The sequence below is a fragment of the Aureimonas altamirensis genome (genome assembly GCF_023702225.1).
Classification (GTDB): domain Bacteria; phylum Pseudomonadota; class Alphaproteobacteria; order Rhizobiales; family Rhizobiaceae; genus Aureimonas; species Aureimonas altamirensis_B.
Genome location: NZ_JAMQCO010000006.1, coordinates 88,470 through 106,075, shown reverse-complemented (window position 1 = coordinate 106,075; position 17,606 = coordinate 88,470). Strand labels below are relative to the sequence as shown.

Below are 17,606 nucleotides of genomic sequence, written 5' to 3'. Positions count from 1 at the left end.
TCATGCGGCAACGACCGCACCGACGTGGAGGAATTGACAATGCTGAACGACAGCCCTGCAACACGGGTGGACGGCGTTCTTGCCAAGCTCGGCAGCGCTTTGGAGAAAGGCGATATCGACACCGCCGTCAACCTGTTCCAGGTCGACTGCTACTGGCGGGACCTCGTGGCTTTCACCTGGAACATCGATACGGCGGAAGGGCACGAGCAGATCCGCGACATGCTGAAGGCCCAGCTACCTGCCATCCGGCCGAGCGGCTTCGTGCAGGACACGGAATGGGTGGCGGCGGAAAACGGCGGAGTAACGGAAGGCTGGTTCGAGTTCGAGACGAAGGTGGGCCGCGGCCTTGGGCATGTCCGTATCCGCAACGGGCTGATCTGGACCTTGCTCACCACGCTGACGGAACTGAAGGGACATGAAGAGCCGAAAGGGCTTCGTCGTCCCATGGGCGCGGAGCACGGGCACGACCGGAACCGCAAGAGCTGGTCGGAACGGCGGACGGAAGAGAAAGAGGCGCTCGGCCGCCAGACGCAGCCGGATGTGCTCATCATCGGCGGAGGACAGGGCGGCATCGCCCTGGGCGCCAGGCTGCGACAGCTGGGCGTGCCCACACTGATCGTGGAACGCAACGAGCGGCCGGGCGACAGCTGGCGCAAGCGATACAAGTCGCTCTGCCTGCACGATCCCGTCTGGTACGATCATCTGCCGTATATCCCCTTCCCCGACAATTGGCCGGTCTTCGCGCCCAAGGACAAGATCGGCGACTGGCTGGAAATGTACGCGAAGGTCATGGAGCTCAATTACTGGGGCTCTACCACGGCAAAAAGCGCCCGGTACGACCAGACGGACGGCACGTGGACGGTCGTAGTGGAACGCGACGGGCAGGAGATGACCCTTCGCCCCAAGCAGCTGGTTCTGGCCACGGGCATGTCCGGCAAGCCGAATATCCCGAGTTTCGACGGACAGGAGCTGTTCCGGGGCGAGCAGCAGCACTCTTCGCAGCATCCGGGGCCGGACACCTACAAAGGCAAGCGCGTGGTCGTCGTCGGCTCGAACAATTCGGCCCATGATATCTGCGCCGCGCTGTGGGAGGCCGGTGCCGACGTCACCATGGTCCAGCGGTCGTCCACGCATATCGTCCGCTCGGATTCGTTGATGGAGCACGGTCTGGGCGATCTCTATTCCGAGCGCGCGCTGGCCGACGGCGTCACCACGCGCAAGGCCGACCTGATCTTCGCCTCGATCCCCTACCGGATCATGCACGAGTTCCAGATACCCATCTACGACAAGATCCGGCAGCAGGACGCCGATTTCTATGCCGCTTTGGAAAAGGCCGGCTTCAAGCTGGATTTCGGGGCGGACGACTCCGGCCTGTTCATGAAATACCTGCGGCGCGGCTCCGGATACTACATCGATGTCGGCGCCTGCGATCTCGTCATAGACGGGTCCATCAAGCTGAAGTCGGGGTCCGACGTCAGCCACCTGACGGAGGATGCGGTGGTGCTGAAGGACGGCACCGAACTGCCGGCGGACCTCGTCGTCTATGCCACCGGCTACGGATCGATGAATGGCTGGGCTGCGGACCTGATCTCGCAGGAAGTCGCCGATGCGGTCGGCAAGTGCTGGGGCCTCGGCTCCGCCACCCCGAAGGACCCCGGCCCGTGGGAGGGCGAGCAGCGCAACATGTGGAAGCCCACCGCGCAGGAAGCGCTATGGTTTCACGGGGGAAATCTCCACCAGTCCCGCCACTACTCCCAATATCTGGCGCTGCAGCTGAAGGCGCGTCAGATTGGCATCGAAACGCCGGTATACGGCCTGCACCCTCCCCACCACGTCTCCTGACGCGGTGAAGCAGGCCATCGCCGCCTGCCGTGCCCTGGGCACGGCGGGCGGCTCATCCACTTTTCGGCCCCATGCTCCGGGGTCAGCCGGCCACGCCCTTGGCTATCGGGGCCTGGAAGGTCAGGCCCAGATCCCACGGAAAGAAGATCCAGGTATCCTGCGATACTTCGGTAATGAAGGTATCCACCAGCGGCCGGCCCTTCGGCTTTGCGTAGACCGTGGCAAAATGCGCCTTGGGCAGCATCGAGCGCACCAGCGCGGCCGTCTTTCCGGTATCCGTCAGGTCGTCGACGATCAGCACGCCGTCGCCCTCATCGCCCGAAACATCGGCCGATATGCCCTTGAGTACCTTCAACTCGCCCTGGGTCTCGTAGTCGTGATAAGAGGCCACGCATACGGTTTCGATCAACCGCGTACCGAGTTCCCGCGCGATGATGGCGGCCGGCACCAACCCGCCGCGCGTGATGCAGACGATCGCCCTCCAGTCGTCGCGCACCCCGGCCAGCCGCCATGCGAGCGCGCGCGCGTCGCGGTGGAACTGATCCCAGGAAACGGGAAAGGACTTTTCGCTCGTCATATCTGCATGGCTCCGATCTTTCCAAGGGCGATGCGATAGCCCGACTGCGCGGCTACCGCAAGCATGGGCGCGGCGTCACGTGGAACGGCGGGCCTGCAGGTCGGCCAGCATCGCCTCCACCTCGCGCCGGGCGCGCGCAAGAGCATCGGCATCGCGGGACCGAACCACGAGCTCGGTGCTGTAGCGCGCGCCGTCGAACCTGGGATAGGAGCCGATGACCACATCGGGATGCCGGTTCTGGATTTCCCCCAGCGGACCACCGATATCGCCCTCGCCGAAAGGGCATTCCACTGCTGCTGAAAGCACGAGCGGACCCTGGGGCAGGCCGGCCACGATCTTTTCCAGCATGGCCTGGAAAACGGCGGGCACGCCGGCCAGTACATAGACATTGCCGATATGAAACCCCGGCGCCACCGATACGGGATTGTCGATCAGGCTGGCGCCCTCCGGCGTACGCGCCATGCGCTTGCGCGCGTCGGTGAACTCCATCCCGCGCGCCTCGTAATGCTTCGCCATCAGCGCATAGGCTTGCGGATGGTAGCCGATCGGCGCCTCGAAGGCCGCGGCGATCGCGTCCGCCGTCATGTCGTCATGCGTGGGGCCGATGCCGCCCGAGGTGAACACATAATCGTAGCGCCCGCGCAGTGCGTTTACGGCCGCCACGATGTCTTCCGGCTCGTCGCCGACGATGCGGACCTCCTTTAGGTCGATGCCGGCCAGCGTCATGACATCGGCAAGGTGAGCGATGTTCTTGTCCTTGGTCCGGCCGGACAGGAGTTCGTCCCCGATCGCGAGCATGGAGGCAGTCTGGGCCATTGCCGGAGTTTCCTTTCCCGCCGGACCGGCGGTCAACCGCTGTGGACAGTGCGTTTCCGCATCCCGCCTCACGTATTTCTGTGCAATCGCGTATCTACAAGGTCAAGAGCAACGGCCTTCGGGCCATCTGAAGGGAAGATGCATGACCAAGGTTCTGGTACTCTATTATTCCAGCTACGGCCATATCGAAGCCATGGCGCGCGCCGTGGCGGAAGGCGCCGCCAGCGCCGGCGCCGAGGTGGACATCAAGCGGGTTCCGGAAACCGCGCCGGCCGAAGTCGTCGCCGCCGCCGGCTTCAAGACGGATTCGGCTTATCCGGAGGCAAAGCCGGAAGACCTTCCCGCATACGACGCCATCATCGTCGGCGCGCCGACCCGCTTCGGCAATCCGAGCTCGCAGATGCAATCCTTCTGGGACAGGACGGGCGGCCTCTGGGCGGCGGGCAAGTTGTTCGGCAAGGTCGCCGGTGCCTTCACCTCCTCGGCCACACAGCACGGCGGCAATGAGGCGACACTCCTGTCGATGCACAAGACCTTCCTGCACCACGGCCTCGTCGTCGTCGGACTGCCATACGCCTTCGCCGGGCAGATGGCTCTGGACCAGATCGTGGGTGGCTCGCCCTACGGCGCCACTACCATCGCCGGAGGCGACGGTTCCCGGCAGCCCAGCGAGATCGAGCTGGAGGGAGCGCGCTTCCAGGGGCGTCACATCGCCGAGATCGCCGGCAAGCTCGCCGGATAATTGGGCACGACCGGAACAAGCAAAGGCCGGCATTCGCCGGCCTTTCTCATGTCCGCTACAATCAGACGAATGGGTAGGCGTCGGGCCCGCAGCACGCGGAGCGGCTCGTGGATTCATCGCGCTCCAGCGCGCGCAAAAGGTTTTCCAAGGCGCGATTGCTATCCTGCAGCCGCAGAATCAGGCCGGACGCGCTCTCCGTGACTGACCCTCTTTCGGAGATGAACTCTACCGGCATGGCGCCGGAAAACCCAGGACGGTCACTACCAGTCATGGTCCTCTCCCTCGCTTGCCCCCGACACCCTCTACTATCGATAGTAGCTATCATTGTGGCGGAAACACAAGCACGGAAACCTCCTGTCGCGCATATTTTACAATCGACGGGATGATGACACTTTTAAGATCGATTATAATCCGTCCGCTTCGATGTATACCTTCTTCCAATCACCGTAAAACTACGTAATGTCCGCCGGATATACACTTTCCGTTCCGTAACTTTCAGTTTGCGATAATCATTCTTTAACCGGCGCAAGCTCTCTTGCAATCTGGCGGCGACGTGACATTCGACGGCGGTATGCGACAACCTGTACAGACCGCCTCATCCTTTCGCATTACCGACGGATACAATCCGCGAGGGCGTGCCGGGCGTTTGCATTTCAGGACCAGAAATCGGTTGCGCTGTCGCCCGAGATTTCATAGAGCTTCGCCCGTCGGAGCGTAGCGCAGCCTGGTAGCGCACCTGAATGGGGTTCAGGGGGTCGGAGGTTCGAATCCTCTCGCTCCGACCATCTCCAAAATTTACAGCCCGGAGACATAGGTAACAGACCGTACCTAAGACGTGGGCCACTTCCCGTTCCGCCGCCAACTCGGCGGGCTCCTCACACCGGCGATGTTGCGGGTGTCGTCGCCGCCGTCTCGACACTGACGGCCAGCGACAGAAGCTGGGCTTCGCTGCCCGGACGGCCGATGGCCTGGATGCCGAGCGCACGCCCGTTCCGGAATCCTGCCGGCATGGCGAGCACGGGCAGGCCGGCCAGCGTCGGGCCGGCGACGACCTCCATCCAGCGGTGGTAAGTGTCCATGGCGCGCGTGCCGATCTTCTCCGGCCACCTCGCCCCGGCCGGGAAAGCCCATACCGCGGTGGAGGGCAGAAGCAGGATATCCGTTTCCTTGAAGAGCTCCATCAGCGTGCGATACCAGGCAGAGCGCGTGCGCACAGCATCGCGTAGACGGCCGATATCGAGCGCAAGGCCATTCTCGATCTCCCAGCGCATCTCCGGCTTCATTTGCGCGGCCTTGGGATGGTTCATGAGTTCGGCGTAGCGGGAGGCGATCAAATGCTGGCGCAGGACGACGAAAGCCTGCCACAGCGCCTCGAAATCGAATTCGGGCACCCCGTCCTGCAGGCTATGTCCCGGCCCGGCCAGAAGCCTGGCCGCCTGCTGCGTCGCGGCAAGCAGCCCGGGCTCGAAAGCAAGATGGCCATTCAGATCGCCCATCCATGTCAGGCGCAGGGGCCGGTCCAGTGGCGCGATGTCCGAAAAGGGCGCATCCGGTTTCGGCAGGCACAGGGCCGCCCGGGGATCGGGTCCGCCCATCACGTCGAGCAGCAGGGCAAGGTCGTCGGCGCTGCGCGCCATCGGACCATCGGTGGCAAGCGGTGCGGAGAACAGATCGTCCTGCGTGGGCGACGGCACGCGTCCGATCGTCGGACGCAAGCCGTACACGTTGTTCCACGCGGCCGGGTTGCGCAGCGAGCCGCCCATGTCGCTTCCGTCCGCGACCGGCAGCAGCCTGGCCGCAAGCGCGACGGCGGCCCCGCCGCTCGATCCACCCGCCGAAAGGCTTGGGTCGTAGGCGTTGAGGGTGGTCCCGTAGACCGTATTGAAGGTGTGCGACCCAACGCCGAATTCGGGCGTATTGGTCTTGCCGATGATCAGCGCTCCGGCGGCGCGGATCCGGGCGGCGCTCAGCGCATCCTCATCCGGCACGTGATCGGCATAGAGCGCCGAACCGAACGTCGTGGCCAGTCCTTTTGTCGGCACCAGATCCTTGATGGCGATCGGGACGCCGTGGAGCGGTCCGGTCGGCGTGCCGCGCGACAATGCCGCATCGGCCGCGTCGGCATCTTTCAGTATATCGGTGCGCGCGCGCAAGGCTACGAGGGCATTGAACGCAGGGTTGATCCGTTCGATCCGGTCCAGGTACGCCGTGGCGACCGCGCGGGCAGACAGGTGCCGATCGCGGATCGCAGCCGCCAGCGCCCGCGCCCCGAGCGCGGTGATGGGACAGGGCGGCTCGATGCCGGACGGTTGCAGCAAGGCGCCATCCGCATCGAATGGCGACGCCGGGGCGGCGTCATCGTCAGGCGGGGCAGCCTCGGTCATGCGGCGAGCCGCTTTTCGACGATCCGCGCGAGCAGCGAGGAGCCGATCGGCAGGATCGCGTCGTCCAGGACGAAGCCGGGATTGTGAACCGGCACGTCCCCGCCATGGCCGACCCAGCAATAGGCACCCGGCACCGCCAGCAGCATATCTGCGAAATCCTCGGAACCGGTGACGGGTTTGGGCTCCCTCAGAACGCCGTCGGCACCGACGATCTCTTCGGCGACCTCGGTCAGATATGCCGTCGGAGCGGGGGCGTTTTCCAGGACCGTGAAGATATCCCGCACGTCGACGTCGATCTCTACCTCGAACCCTTGCGCCATGCCGGCGGCGATCTGGCGCATGCGCTGCGCCATCAGTTCACCGATCGACCGGTCGAAGAACCGCATCGTCCCGCTCATCCGGGCTTCGGCCGGAATAACGTTGTAGGCCGATCCGGACTCGATCCGCGTGATCGATAGGACGGCGGGCTCCATTGGCGTCACGTTGCGGCTGACGATCGACTGAAGGTTCTGGGCCAGCATGGTGGCGATCAACACCGCATCGCGCGCATTGTGCGGCTGTGCGCCATGCGCGCCCCGCGCGCGGATATGGATGTCGAAGAAGCTGGCGCCGGCCATCGCCCTGCCGGGAAAGATCGCGACTTCTCCGAGTGCAAGCTGCGGGGCATTGTGCAGGCCGTAGATTTCGTCGCAGGGGAAGCGCTCGAACAGCTTGTCGGCAAGCATGGCCCGCGCGCCGCCGAGACCCTCTTCGGCGGGCTGGAAGATGCACACCGCCGTTCCGGCAAAGTCCCGCGTCTCGGCCAGATAGCGGGCGGCGCCCAGCAGCATCGTCGTGTGTCCATCATGGCCGCAGCCATGGAAGCGGCCAGGTGTGGTGGAGCGGTAGGTGAGGTTCGTCTCCTCGTCCATCGGCAGGGCGTCCATGTCTGCCCGCAGGCCGATGCTTCCCGTGCCGGAATGCTTGCCGGCGATCAGCCCGACGACGCCCGTCCGTCCGATGCCGCGATGCACCTGCGCACCCATGCGTTCGAGTTCGGCTGCGACGATGTCCGACGTGCGGTGCTCTTCGAAACCGATTTCCGGATGCGCATGCAGATCGTGGCGGATGCGTTCCAGATCGGCGGCAAATTCCTGGATTCGGGGCAGTACGGTCATGTCGTTTCCTCTGTCTTGGGTATGCTCAGGCGGCGATTGCGCGGGGCGACAGGCGAAGCCCGTTCCGCAGGTGACGGAAGGGCAGGCTTGCGGGATCGAGTGGCATCGGCCCAGGAGCCGTAGCCACCAGGATGGCGGCGGCGATCGGCTCGAAGTCGGCCCGGAAATGGACCGACGACTTGACCACGAGCACGCGCTGCGTCTCGGGTTCGACGCCGAGGAAGCGGAACATCTCCCGATCGGCCAATTGCGTCTTGGAGGACGCCACGATGACGCGGACCCCGCCAATCCTGAGGCAGGCGGACGGGCCCAGCCGCAGCCGTGCGCCCCCATAGAACGGCCCGGGCGCGGTGAGTCGCCCATCCGAAAGCGCTTCCACCTCGAAGCGGCCGCCGAATGGCGCATCGCCGGCAATGCCCGAACGCCCGCCAAGCGTCAGGTCGAGTGTCGCGCCGACGCCGGCCGAATGGGCGGCGGACGCGGCTTCCGGATCCACGATCAGCCCGATCGCCGCATCCTGGGCGTCCGCGGCGACGAGCGCGCGCAGCATTCCGGTCGTATCGGAATTTCCACCCGCACCCGGATTGTCCTGCGTGTCGGCGATCACCACCGGGCCTGCCTCAGCTGCGCTCAACCGGACGGCTTCGGCCACCGCGTCTTGCGGCTCGAAGGCACGGCCTGCGAACATCGGCTCGGCCGCCATCACGGCCTCTGCCATCGTGTCGGCGGCGTGGGCAGCCTCTGCCGCGCTCTGCGCGTAGGCGACGACGCTCGGGCCGCAGTCGGGAAAATCCGCCGCCGGGAAACCCGGCAGGAAAGACACAGAAGCCACTCTGTCGCCCTCCAGTGCCGCCAGATCCTTGTACAGCGTCCGGCACGGCTCGAACCCCGTGCCCTGCCAGGCTATCGGGATGAGGAAGGGAAGCTGTCGAAACGCCTTGGCAAACCGCGGGCCGGCCAGAAGGTCGGCGACGAGCGCGGCGGCGCGGCGCCCGGTATCGGCCATGTCGACATGCGGATAGGTTCGGAAGGCGACCAGCACGTCGCTTTCGGCCACCATCCGCTCGGTCACGTTACCATGCAGGTCAAGGCTCGCGACGATGGGAACCTGCGGGCCGACGAGCGCCCGGACGCGGGCCAGGATCTCGCCTTCGCCATCGTCCAGATGTTCGGCGACCATCGCCCCGTGCAGGTCCAGATAGACCGCGTCCACGGGCAAGGCCTGTTGCAGGCGTTCCAGAAGAGCCTGCGCGGTCCATTCGAAGGCTTCGCGGGTGACCTGTGCCGACGGACTCGCCGCACACCAGATCAGCGGCACCGTCTCCCATCCGCGTTCGTGCGCTGCTTCGATGAAGCCGCAGGCGCCGACATTGGTGCCCCTGACGGCGTCGGGGATAGCGTCGCCCAGCGAAAGACCGGGCCAGCCGCCGCCCTTTCGGAACGCATCCAGGTCGGCCTTGGTCGGCGCAAACGTATTGGTTTCGTGCAAAAAGCCGGCGATGGCGATGCGGGGTGCGGTCATGCGAGAGCGGCTCCTGGTGCAGGCGCGGTCGAAAGCGGGCGAAAATTGGGGAAATCCCAGTGGCGTCCGGGCGCCGCCTCGAACAATGCACGTGTATAGGCCTGCGTGGGCCGGGCCAGGACCGATCCGGCGGCGCCCTCCTCCACGATACGGCCCTTGCGCATGACGAGGATGTCGTCGCAGATCTGCGCAGCCACCCGAAGGTCGTGCGTGATGAACAGGATGGCGACGCCCAGCCGTTCCTGAATGTCGGCCAGAAGCTTCAGAACCTGCGCCTGAACGGAGACGTCGAGCGCCGATACGGCCTCGTCGGCAACGATGATTTCCGGGTCCATGGCCAACGCCCGGGCTATGGCGATGCGCTGGCGCTGTCCGCCGGAAAATTCATGCGGATGCCGTTCCCCCGCATCGGCCGGAAGTCCGACGAGCTCCAGCAGTTCATGCGCCCGCTTCACCGCGGCAGCCTTGGGCACACCGAAGTTCAACGGCCCCTCTATGATGCTGGCGACGACGGGAATACGCGGATTGAGCGAGCGGTTCGGGTCCTGGAAGACCATCTGGATACGGCGGCGGTGCGGACGCAGCGCCACCCGACCGAGTTCGGATATGTCATGGCCATTGACGCGCACGCTGCCCGAAGTGGGATCGACGAGGCGCATCACGCAACGGGCGACGGTGGACTTTCCGGAACCGCTTTCGCCGACGATGCCGAGCGTGCGGCCACGCTTCAGGCGGAAACTGACCTCCGCCGCTGCCACCGTAACGCGCGACGGCCGGAACATGCGTTTTTCCGCGTAGCGCTTGGTCAGCTCGATCGTCTCCAGGACGACCTGCGGATCGCGCTCCGGGCGTGCGGGCCGGGGCGCAAGGGCTGGAACCGCGCGCAGGAGCTCCCGCGTATAGTCGGCCTGCGGCTTCCCGAGGATCTGCATGACCGGACCGGTCTCGACGGGAGCGCCGGCCCGCATGACCACCACGCGATCGGCGATGTCGGCCACCACGCCCATGTCATGCGTGATGAACAGGACGGCCGTCCCGTGCTCCCGCCGCAGCGCGTCTATGAGCGACAGGATCTGGCGCTGCGTCGTCACGTCCAGGGCAGTGGTCGGCTCGTCGGCAATGAGCAGTTGCGGCTCCATGACCAGCGCCATGGCGATCATGATCCGCTGGCGTTGCCCGCCGGAGAGCTGATGCGGGAAGGCGCCGTAGATGCGCTCGACATCCGGAAGGTGGACCTTCTCCATCATTTCCAGGACGCGCGCCCGACGCGCTGCCGCGCCGAGCCTGGCGTGCGCGGTCAAGACCTCCTCGATTTGCGGGCCGACGGCGATCACGGGGTTCAGCGCCGTCATCGGCTCCTGGAAGATCATCGCCATCCGCGTTGCCCGGAGGTTGCGCAGCCGCGCGGCACCGGCATGGGCGATCTCTTCCCCGAGCAGCCGGATCGAGCCACCATGCAGGGCCAGGCCGCGGCGCGGCAGAAGCCCCATGACGGCAAGTGACGTCACGGACTTGCCCGAGCCGCTTTCGCCGACGACGCATAAGGTTTCACCGGGCGCTATGTCCAGGTCGACGCCGCGCAGGATGGCGCGGGGCACGTCCGCGCGGGTGCGCACATCGAGATCGCGGATCGACAGGACGGGATCGCTCGAACGGGTCATGGATCAGGCTTCCCGCAGTTTCTGGCGTGGATCGAGCTGGTCCCGAACCGTGTCGCCCAGGATGTTGATCGACAGGATACACAGGGACAGGACAAGGCCCGGCCACAGGATCAGGGATGGCTTGAGCTGGAAGTACAACCGACCCTCGGCCATCACATTGCCCCAGGATGGGGTTTCCGTCCCGATTCCGGCGCCCAGGAAGGACAGGATCGCCTCTGTCAGGATGGCCGATGCGGCGATGTACGTTCCCTGGATGATGAGCGGCGCGAAGGTGCTCGGCATCAGGTGCCGCCACATGATGCGCGGCAGGCTGGTGCCGAGAGCGATGGCTGCTTCGACATAAGGCTCCTCACGCGTGGTCAGAACCACGGAGCGGACCAGCCGCACCACCCGCGGGATTTCGGGAATGGTGATGGCGATAAGGACCGTTGCGATGGACGAGCCGCCGAGTGCCACGATTGCAATGGCCAGAAGGATGCCCGGTATCGCCATCAGCCCGTCCATGAGACGCATCAATACGGCATCGACCACCCGGAAGAAGCCCGCCAGGATGCCGAGCGGCAAGCCGATGAGCAGCGCTGCGACGGCAACCCCGGCGCCGACCACGAGCGAGGTTCGTGCACCGTAGAGAATGCGCGAGAAGAGATCCCGCCCATAAGCATCCGTTCCGAGGATGAAGCCGCCGCCTGCCGGCTTGAGCCGGTCCATGGGCGACATGGCGATCGGATCGTGCGGAGCGATCCATGGGGCCAGAAGGGCCGCCAGCACCACGGTCGCCAGCACGATCCCGGCCAGGACGGGCGCAGCGGCGCGGCCCGCCCTGCGGAGCGAAAGGCCAGGTCGAGAGGCCCTGGTTGTCGAGCGTGTCTTCACGGCGAGGCTCATCAGTAACGGATCCTCGGGTCCAGGACGGCATAGGACAGGTCGATCAGGAGATTGATCGCGACATAGACGAGGCTCGTCAGGAGGATGAGCGCCTGGATGACCGGGTAGTCCCGCGCCAGGATCGCATCCACCGTCAGGCGACCGAGGCCGGGCAGGTTGAAGACACTTTCGGTCACGACGACGCCGGAGATCATGAGCGCGAAGCCGGTGCCGATGACGGTCAGTATGGGAACCGCGGCGTTGCGCAGCGCATGCCGGAACAGGACGAGGCGTTCGGACAGGCCCTTGGCACGCGCGGTGCGGACATAGTCTTCCCCCAGAACGTCGAGCATGGAGGCGCGCGTCATCCGCGCGATGAGTGCGATATAGATGGAAGAAAGGGTCAGCGCAGGCAGGATAATAGTCGAAAGAAACGGCATAAGGCCTTGGGATATCGGCTTGAACCCCTGCACCGGGAGCCAGCGCAACTCGTTTGCGAAAATCTGGATGAGCACGTAGCCGACGACGAAGACCGGCACCGAGAAGCCGAGCACGGTGGCAGCCGACACGAAATTGTCGACGATGCCGCCATGCCGCCATGCAGCAAGGACACCGAGCGGCACGGCGATCAGGACCGTGATGGCGATCGCGACGAGTGCGAGCGACAGCGTCGGCTCCAGCCGCTGGCCGATCAAGGTCGTGACCGGCGTGCGGGAAATGAGCGATGTCCCGAAATCGCCGGACAGGAGTTGACCGGTCCAGGCTGCGAACTGGACCGGCAAAGGCTGGTCGAGGCCGAGCTGGGCACGGATCGCGGCCAGTTGTTCGGGAGTGGCCATGTCGCCCGCGATGATGGCCGCCGGGTCGCCGCCGGAAAAGCGCAGGAGCGCGAAGACGAAGACGGCCACGACCAGAAGGACCGGGATGGCTGCCATAAGCCGGCGGGAGACATAGGCCATCATGCGGATGCTCCTTGTGCGAGGGGTTGCAGGCAGGCGGAAGCGTGCCGCTACTCGCTCTTGGTCATGCCCCAGAAGACGGGAATGGGCGAGCGGAGCACCTCGTTGACGGAGGCCGTCCAGGCGCTCGGACTGCGATACTCGCCAAGCGGAACGTAGGTGACGTTCTCCAGCGCATAATCCTGCAACTGCGTGGCGATTTCCTTGCGCTCGTCATCGGAGCCCGCGGCGGCGAAGGCGCGGCGCATGTCGTCGAGCTTCGGATCTCCGGGCCACCCGAACCAGCCCGTCTCCCGCCCCCCGCCGCCCAGCATCGGGTTGACGACCGGATTCCAGACTTCCGGAACCACCCAGTTGGTGAAGAACATGTTCCAGCCGCCGCTGGCGGGCGGCTCCTGGCTGGCCCGCCGCGTCACGACGGTCTGCCAGTCCATGGGCTGCATATCGACGTTGAAGCCGGCGGCGCGCAGCGACTGGGCCGCAACGACAGGTTGGGCGGATGTCGTGACGACATCGGTCGGCTGCAGGATCACGACAGGCGTTCCGTCATAGCCCGCTGCCTCCAGCATGGCCTTGGCCTCCTCTGCGTTTCCGGAGGCGACGAATGCGGGATCCGGCTCCGACGCCAAAGGGGACGCGCAACCGTAGAAGGAGCCGCAGACAGAGTAATATTCGGGATTGCCAATCAGCGCGGCGAGCGTCGCCTCCTGGCTCAACGCCTTCTGCGCCGCACGGCGGATTTCAGGCTTGTCGAAGGGCGGGTACAGGAAGTTCATCCGGCCCATGGTCTGCGAGCCGAGTTCGTTGACGACACCGACGGTCAGGTCCGGATTGGCTTCCAGGATCGGCAGGAGATCGGTCGGGACAGCCTCCATGAAGTCGATCTCGCCGCCCATCAGCGCGCTGATCGCCGTCTGGGCATCCGGCATGGCGACCCAGACCACCCGATCGACATTCACCGTCTTGCCGCCGGCGGTCCAGCTCGGCGGCTCGTCGCGCGGGCGGTACTCGGCGAACTTTTCGTACACGGCCTGAACACCGGGTTGGAAAGCGTCGGCCACGAAGCGGAACGGGCCGGAGCCGATATGCTCGCTGATCGCTTCCGTGGACGGGGTCTCGGCAATCCGCTCGGGCATGATGAAGGCCGGCACCGAAGACGGCTTCGCCAGAAGCTCGGCGACATAGGTGAACGGACGCTCGAGCGTCAGCACGATCGTATCGTCGCCCTCGGCCTCGAGGCTCGCCGCATGCTCCATCATCATCTGGCCGCCGGCGTCCCGCTCCGCCCAACGGCGCAGCGACGCGACACAATCGGCGGCCGTGACGGGCGTACCGTCATGGAAGGTCAGGCCGTCACGGAGCGTGAAGCGGTAGACGAGCCCATCGTCGGATACGGTCCAGTCGGCCATCTGCGGGCGCGGCTGATACGACGCGTCCATGCCGAGCAAGGTGTCGTAGATCATATAGCCATGATTGCGCGTGATGTGCGCCGTGGTGATGATCGGATCGAGCACCCGGATCGCCGAATGCATGACCGCCCGCACTTCCTGAGCCTTGGCGGCAGCCGGCAGGGCCATCGTCGCGATGCTCGCGCCCAGCGCCAGGCGCAAGACCGTCTTAATTCGATGATTGGCGATGCCCATTCAAACCTCCTGCTTGACGGCGGACCGTCCGGACTGTGAATTAGGGGTGTATCGCAATGCGATACAGTTGTTTCACATGGCGATAGCATCTTCGCTAATGCCGAAAAGTTCGTCAACCTGAAGTTGAGCGCAAATTATGAGCAGCAGAATCGACAAGATGCTCAAATCCGACGCGGGCGCGTCGGGCCTGATGGTGTCGTCTCTGGAAAAGGCGATGCGCGTGCTGTCGGCTTTTGGAGAAGGGCGGCCCGAAATGGGGCTTGGAGAGCTGTCCCGCGCAACCGGCCTCGATCGGAGCGCCGTCCAGCGCTTTACCGCGACGTTCCATGCCATGGGGTATCTGGACAAGGACGCCGAAACCCGACGGTTCAAGCCTGGCGTGCGCTTTCTCGAATTCGCCAACGCCTATCTCTGGTCCGATGGCGTCGTTCGGGAGGCGATGCCGCGCCTGATCGATTTGCACCAATCATTGCGAGAGACGATCAACTTCGCGCGACTGGACGGTGAGGACATCGTCTATCTGGTCCGCCTGCCGAGTGCGCGAACGAGTTTCGGGGCCACGGTTCCCGGTCGGCGCGTGCCTGCACTCAACACGGCCAGTGGCTGTGCAATGGTGGCGACGCTTCCCCCGGCGCTGCGCAAGGAGGCCGTAGATCGCTGGCGGCTCGAGTCCTTCACGCGGGAAACCATTGTCGATCGGGCGGCAATCCAGGACCGCGTGGACGAGGCTGCCCGCACGCAGTGCTGCGTGACCGCAGATCAGCTTATGCTGAACGAGATCGGCGTTGCCGTGCCGCACACGACCCGGGACGGGACGGCCTACGCCGTCCACTGCTCTCTGTCCGGAACGCACTGGACGGTCGAACGGGCGCTGAGCGAAGTGGTGCCGCGCCTGCGAGATGCCGTCAATGGGCTCTACGACTTGACGTTCGAAGGCACGCGCTAGGCCGACTCGCTGTCATACGCCTGTAATGGAACGCTTCTAAGGGAGGCCGACGAAACAACCCAAGGTTGACTGCGTGGCACAGGACGCGCTTTTCGATATCGCGGCGACGCTTGTGCGGGTGGCAAGGCCCGGCAAGTCCCGCAAGAAGATCATCCGGCAAGTGCAGGCCGCGCATCCCAGCGCCAGCCGCAAGGACGTCGTCAAGGCGGCCTTCTATGCGGTCTCGGCTTATGGCGACGACATGGCCGCCAGCATTCGCCAGGCCTGAGAACTGCCCAAGCCCCCGAGCCGCGCCATATAGAGCCCTTACCGAAGGAAAGGGGCAGGACATGAAGCGCGTGCTCGGAACAATGGCCCTTTTTGCCACCATCGCGTCCGGCTGCCCGGACGGCGCGATGGCCGCAGGCCGGTTGTCGGCCGAACAGTTCGACAGCCCTGCCCTGTCGGCCACCCTTCCCGCAATCGTCTATCGGCCGGACGGCGCCCCGCCGAGCGGCGGCTGGCCGGTACTGTACCTTCTGCACGGTCATGGCGGCGACGAAACGAGCTGGCGCGACCTCGGCGACATCCAGGCCACACTCGACGGGATGATCGGGTCTGGTGAGATCGACCCCGTCGTGGTGGTGATGCCGGGCGTCGGCGATAGCTGGTATGTGGACTCGGCGGAAGTCGGCGGCCCCGGCGATTACGAAACGGCCATCACGCGCGATCTCCTGCAGGCGGTCGAAGCACGTTACGACGTACGCAAGGATCGCGGCGGGCGGGCCATCGCCGGCCTGTCGATGGGCGGTTTCGGCGCACTGCGGCTGGCACTTGCCCATCCGCAGCTCTATGTCGCCTCCGTCGCGCTGTCGCCCGGCCTCTGGCAGAATATCCCGCAGGATCAGCTTGACCTCGCACCGGAGGCGATGTCCCTCATCATCGACAGCACCTACTTCCACCATGCCGACCCGACGGACGTCACCGAGGGAGTGGACCTGCCGCCTGCCCCGCCTTACTTCGGCAAGGCCTACGGCTCGCCCTTCGACGGCCGGCGCTACAACAGCCTGAACGTGTTCACACTCCTGGAACAGCGTCTGGAGGCCGGCGATACCTTGCCGGCGATGTACGCGACGGTCGGCGACGACGACAGCCACAAGCTCTGGCGCGGTGCGATCGCGCTGTACGAGACCATGAAGGCCGACGACCGCCCCATCGAGTTCCGGATAACCGACGGCGACCACGTCTGGCCGCTCTGGAGCCAGACCATCAAGGACGGCTTGCGCTTCATACAGGGTCAATGGGGCGGCTCCGCCCCGCATTGAATGCGGTCAGGCTGCCGCGTCGCCGTCCTTGCGCGGCAGCGCATCGACATCCATCAGATGGCCCGAGCGGTTCACCTTGGTGCGCAGGTAGCCCTCGTTCTGCGCAGTCACCTCGCCCTCCACCGACAGGCGCTCGTCCACAGCAATGCCGCTGGCGCGCAGATAGGCGATCTTGGCCGGATTGTTGGTGAGCAGTCGGACGGAGCCGATGCCGAGTTGCCGAAGAATGGAAACAGCCGCCTCGTAGCGCCGCTCGTCGCCGCCGAAGCCGAGTTCCGCGTCTGCGTCCACCGTATCCAGGCCCTGATGCTGAAAGCCATAGGCCCGCATCTTCGAGGCGATTCCGGTGCCTCGACCCTCCTGATCGAGATACAGGAGAACGCCGCCGCCGAGCGCCTTCAGTTTTGCGAGCCCCCCGCGAAGCTGGTCGCCGCAATCGCATTTCAGGGAACCGAAGAGATCGCCCGTGATGCAGGAGGAATGAACCCGCACCGGGACGCTGCCCGACAAGTCAGGCTCCCCGACGATCAGCGCAAGCTGGTCGCGCTGGGCGAACCCGCCACGAAAAACGGTAAAGATGACATCGCCGATATCCTTCAGCGGCACGGGCGTCCGGGCGACCTCGCGGAAATCGAGCGCGGCGGTGGAGAACCCCTCCTGGATGTCTCCCGGCTCCACCTCGGCGCAGGCGTCGAACAGGGATGGCCCCTCGCCGATCGGCGCGACGAGAACGGCCGGCAACAGCAACGCCAGCCGTGCCAGCGCCGCGGCCTCGTGCATCAGGGGCGTCGCCGGGCGCCATTCCGCCGGCGCATCCGCGCCACGCATGTAGCCGAGCCTGCAGATGCTGTCGTGATCTCTTGCGCGAGCGGGAATGAGCGCGCCCGCCGGGGCGTCGAGGCCAAGCACCGCCGCCCGCGGCGGTGTCAGGTACAGGCACGCATTTCCGTCCGTCGCGGCCAGGAATGCCTCGTAGATGGATGGGCTGGCCGCATCCAGCGCCAGGATCGCGATCCGCGATCCCTCGTGCCGCAGAACGACCGGGCGGCCGGCCCGCAACTCGGCCGCGCCACGCTCGGCGCGAAGCGTGCCCGGCGAACCGAACACCAGCTTGCCGACGTCACGTCCCGTCACGGGGGCCTTGTCGATATTCACGCGGGATGCCTCTTAGACCGCATTAGCGCCATCG

General features: G+C 65.5%; 15 protein-coding genes and 1 tRNA gene. 6 read left to right on the top strand and 10 right to left on the bottom strand.

Annotated elements, in window-relative coordinates; genetic code table 11:
• The first annotated feature begins 39 nt into the window (after positions 1-39).
• Positions 40-1,842, top strand: a complete 1,803-nt coding sequence (locus NDN16_RS11585) for an NAD(P)/FAD-dependent oxidoreductase (RefSeq protein WP_251113740.1) — start codon at positions 40-42, stop codon at positions 1,840-1,842.
• 82 nt (positions 1,843-1,924) lie between these two features.
• Here the strand turns inward: NDN16_RS11585 and gpt are convergent, their stop codons facing one another.
• On the bottom strand, positions 1,925-2,419 hold the full coding sequence (gene gpt / locus NDN16_RS11580; RefSeq protein WP_251113739.1) for a xanthine phosphoribosyltransferase: 495 nt from the start codon (positions 2,417-2,419) through the stop codon (positions 1,925-1,927).
• A gap of 75 nt (positions 2,420-2,494) precedes the next feature.
• Positions 2,495-3,235, bottom strand: a complete 741-nt coding sequence (locus NDN16_RS11575; RefSeq protein ID WP_251113738.1) for a competence/damage-inducible protein A — start codon at positions 3,233-3,235, stop codon at positions 2,495-2,497.
• Positions 3,236-3,377: 142 nt separating this feature from the next.
• On the opposite strand from NDN16_RS11575, the gene wrbA reads away from it, so the two are divergent.
• Together wrbA and NDN16_RS11565 are read left to right on the top strand one after the other, a co-directional pair.
• Positions 3,378-3,977 carry an NAD(P)H:quinone oxidoreductase gene (gene wrbA / locus NDN16_RS11570; protein WP_251113737.1) on the top strand — a complete coding sequence of 200 codons (600 nt, stop codon included), beginning with the start codon at positions 3,378-3,380 and terminating at the stop codon, positions 3,975-3,977.
• Positions 3,978-4,685: 708 nt separating this feature from the next.
• A tRNA-Pro gene (locus NDN16_RS11565) sits at positions 4,686-4,762 on the top strand.
• Positions 4,763-4,852: 90 nt separating this feature from the next.
• Here the strand turns inward: NDN16_RS11565 and NDN16_RS11560 are convergent.
• From NDN16_RS11560 to NDN16_RS11530, 7 genes are read right to left on the bottom strand one after another with little or no spacing between them, the layout of a single operon-like run.
• Positions 4,853-6,361, bottom strand: coding sequence for an amidase (locus NDN16_RS11560; protein WP_251113736.1), 1,509 nt, complete (start codon positions 6,359-6,361; stop codon positions 4,853-4,855).
• Complete coding sequence (locus NDN16_RS11555; protein WP_251113735.1) at positions 6,358-7,518, bottom strand: M20 aminoacylase family protein; 1,161 nt, start codon at positions 7,516-7,518, stop codon at positions 6,358-6,360. The genes NDN16_RS11560 and NDN16_RS11555 overlap by 4 nt, the downstream gene beginning before the upstream one ends.
• Positions 7,519-7,543: 25 nt before the next feature.
• Entirely contained in the window at positions 7,544-9,040 is a 1,497-nt protein-coding gene (locus NDN16_RS11550) for a M81 family metallopeptidase (protein ID WP_251113734.1), read from the bottom strand.
• Positions 9,037-10,701: a dipeptide ABC transporter ATP-binding protein gene (locus tag NDN16_RS11545; RefSeq protein ID WP_251113733.1), complete on the bottom strand. Its 1,665-nt coding sequence runs from the start codon at positions 10,699-10,701 to the stop codon at positions 9,037-9,039. The genes NDN16_RS11550 and NDN16_RS11545 overlap by 4 nt, the downstream gene beginning before the upstream one ends.
• Positions 10,702-10,704: 3 nt before the next feature.
• Positions 10,705-11,586 carry an ABC transporter permease gene (locus tag NDN16_RS11540; RefSeq protein WP_251113732.1) on the bottom strand — a complete coding sequence of 294 codons (882 nt, stop codon included), beginning with the start codon at positions 11,584-11,586 and terminating at the stop codon, positions 10,705-10,707.
• Positions 11,586-12,527 carry an ABC transporter permease gene (locus tag NDN16_RS11535; protein ID WP_251113731.1) on the bottom strand — a complete coding sequence of 314 codons (942 nt, stop codon included), beginning with the start codon at positions 12,525-12,527 and terminating at the stop codon, positions 11,586-11,588. The genes NDN16_RS11540 and NDN16_RS11535 overlap by 1 nt, the downstream gene beginning before the upstream one ends.
• Before the next feature lie 47 nt (positions 12,528-12,574).
• Positions 12,575-14,167 carry an ABC transporter substrate-binding protein gene (locus tag NDN16_RS11530; protein ID WP_251113730.1) on the bottom strand — a complete coding sequence of 531 codons (1,593 nt, stop codon included), beginning with the start codon at positions 14,165-14,167 and terminating at the stop codon, positions 12,575-12,577.
• Between the two features lie 136 nt (positions 14,168-14,303).
• On the opposite strand from NDN16_RS11530, the gene NDN16_RS11525 reads away from it, so the two are divergent.
• From NDN16_RS11525 to NDN16_RS11515, 3 genes are all read left to right on the top strand, one after another.
• On the top strand, positions 14,304-15,113 hold the full coding sequence (locus NDN16_RS11525; RefSeq protein ID WP_251113729.1) for an IclR family transcriptional regulator: 810 nt from the start codon (positions 14,304-14,306) through the stop codon (positions 15,111-15,113).
• 73 nt (positions 15,114-15,186) lie between these two features.
• Positions 15,187-15,381: a hypothetical protein gene (locus NDN16_RS11520; RefSeq protein WP_251113728.1), complete on the top strand. Its 195-nt coding sequence runs from the start codon at positions 15,187-15,189 to the stop codon at positions 15,379-15,381.
• Between the two features lie 61 nt (positions 15,382-15,442).
• Positions 15,443-16,417, top strand: a complete 975-nt coding sequence (locus tag NDN16_RS11515) for an alpha/beta hydrolase (protein ID WP_251113727.1) — start codon at positions 15,443-15,445, stop codon at positions 16,415-16,417.
• Between the two features lie 6 nt (positions 16,418-16,423).
• Here NDN16_RS11515 and ribA read toward each other — a convergent pair whose 3' ends face one another.
• Entirely contained in the window at positions 16,424-17,572 is a 1,149-nt protein-coding gene (gene ribA / locus NDN16_RS11510) for a GTP cyclohydrolase II RibA (protein ID WP_251113726.1), read from the bottom strand.
• Between the last annotated feature and the right edge of the window lie 34 nt (positions 17,573-17,606).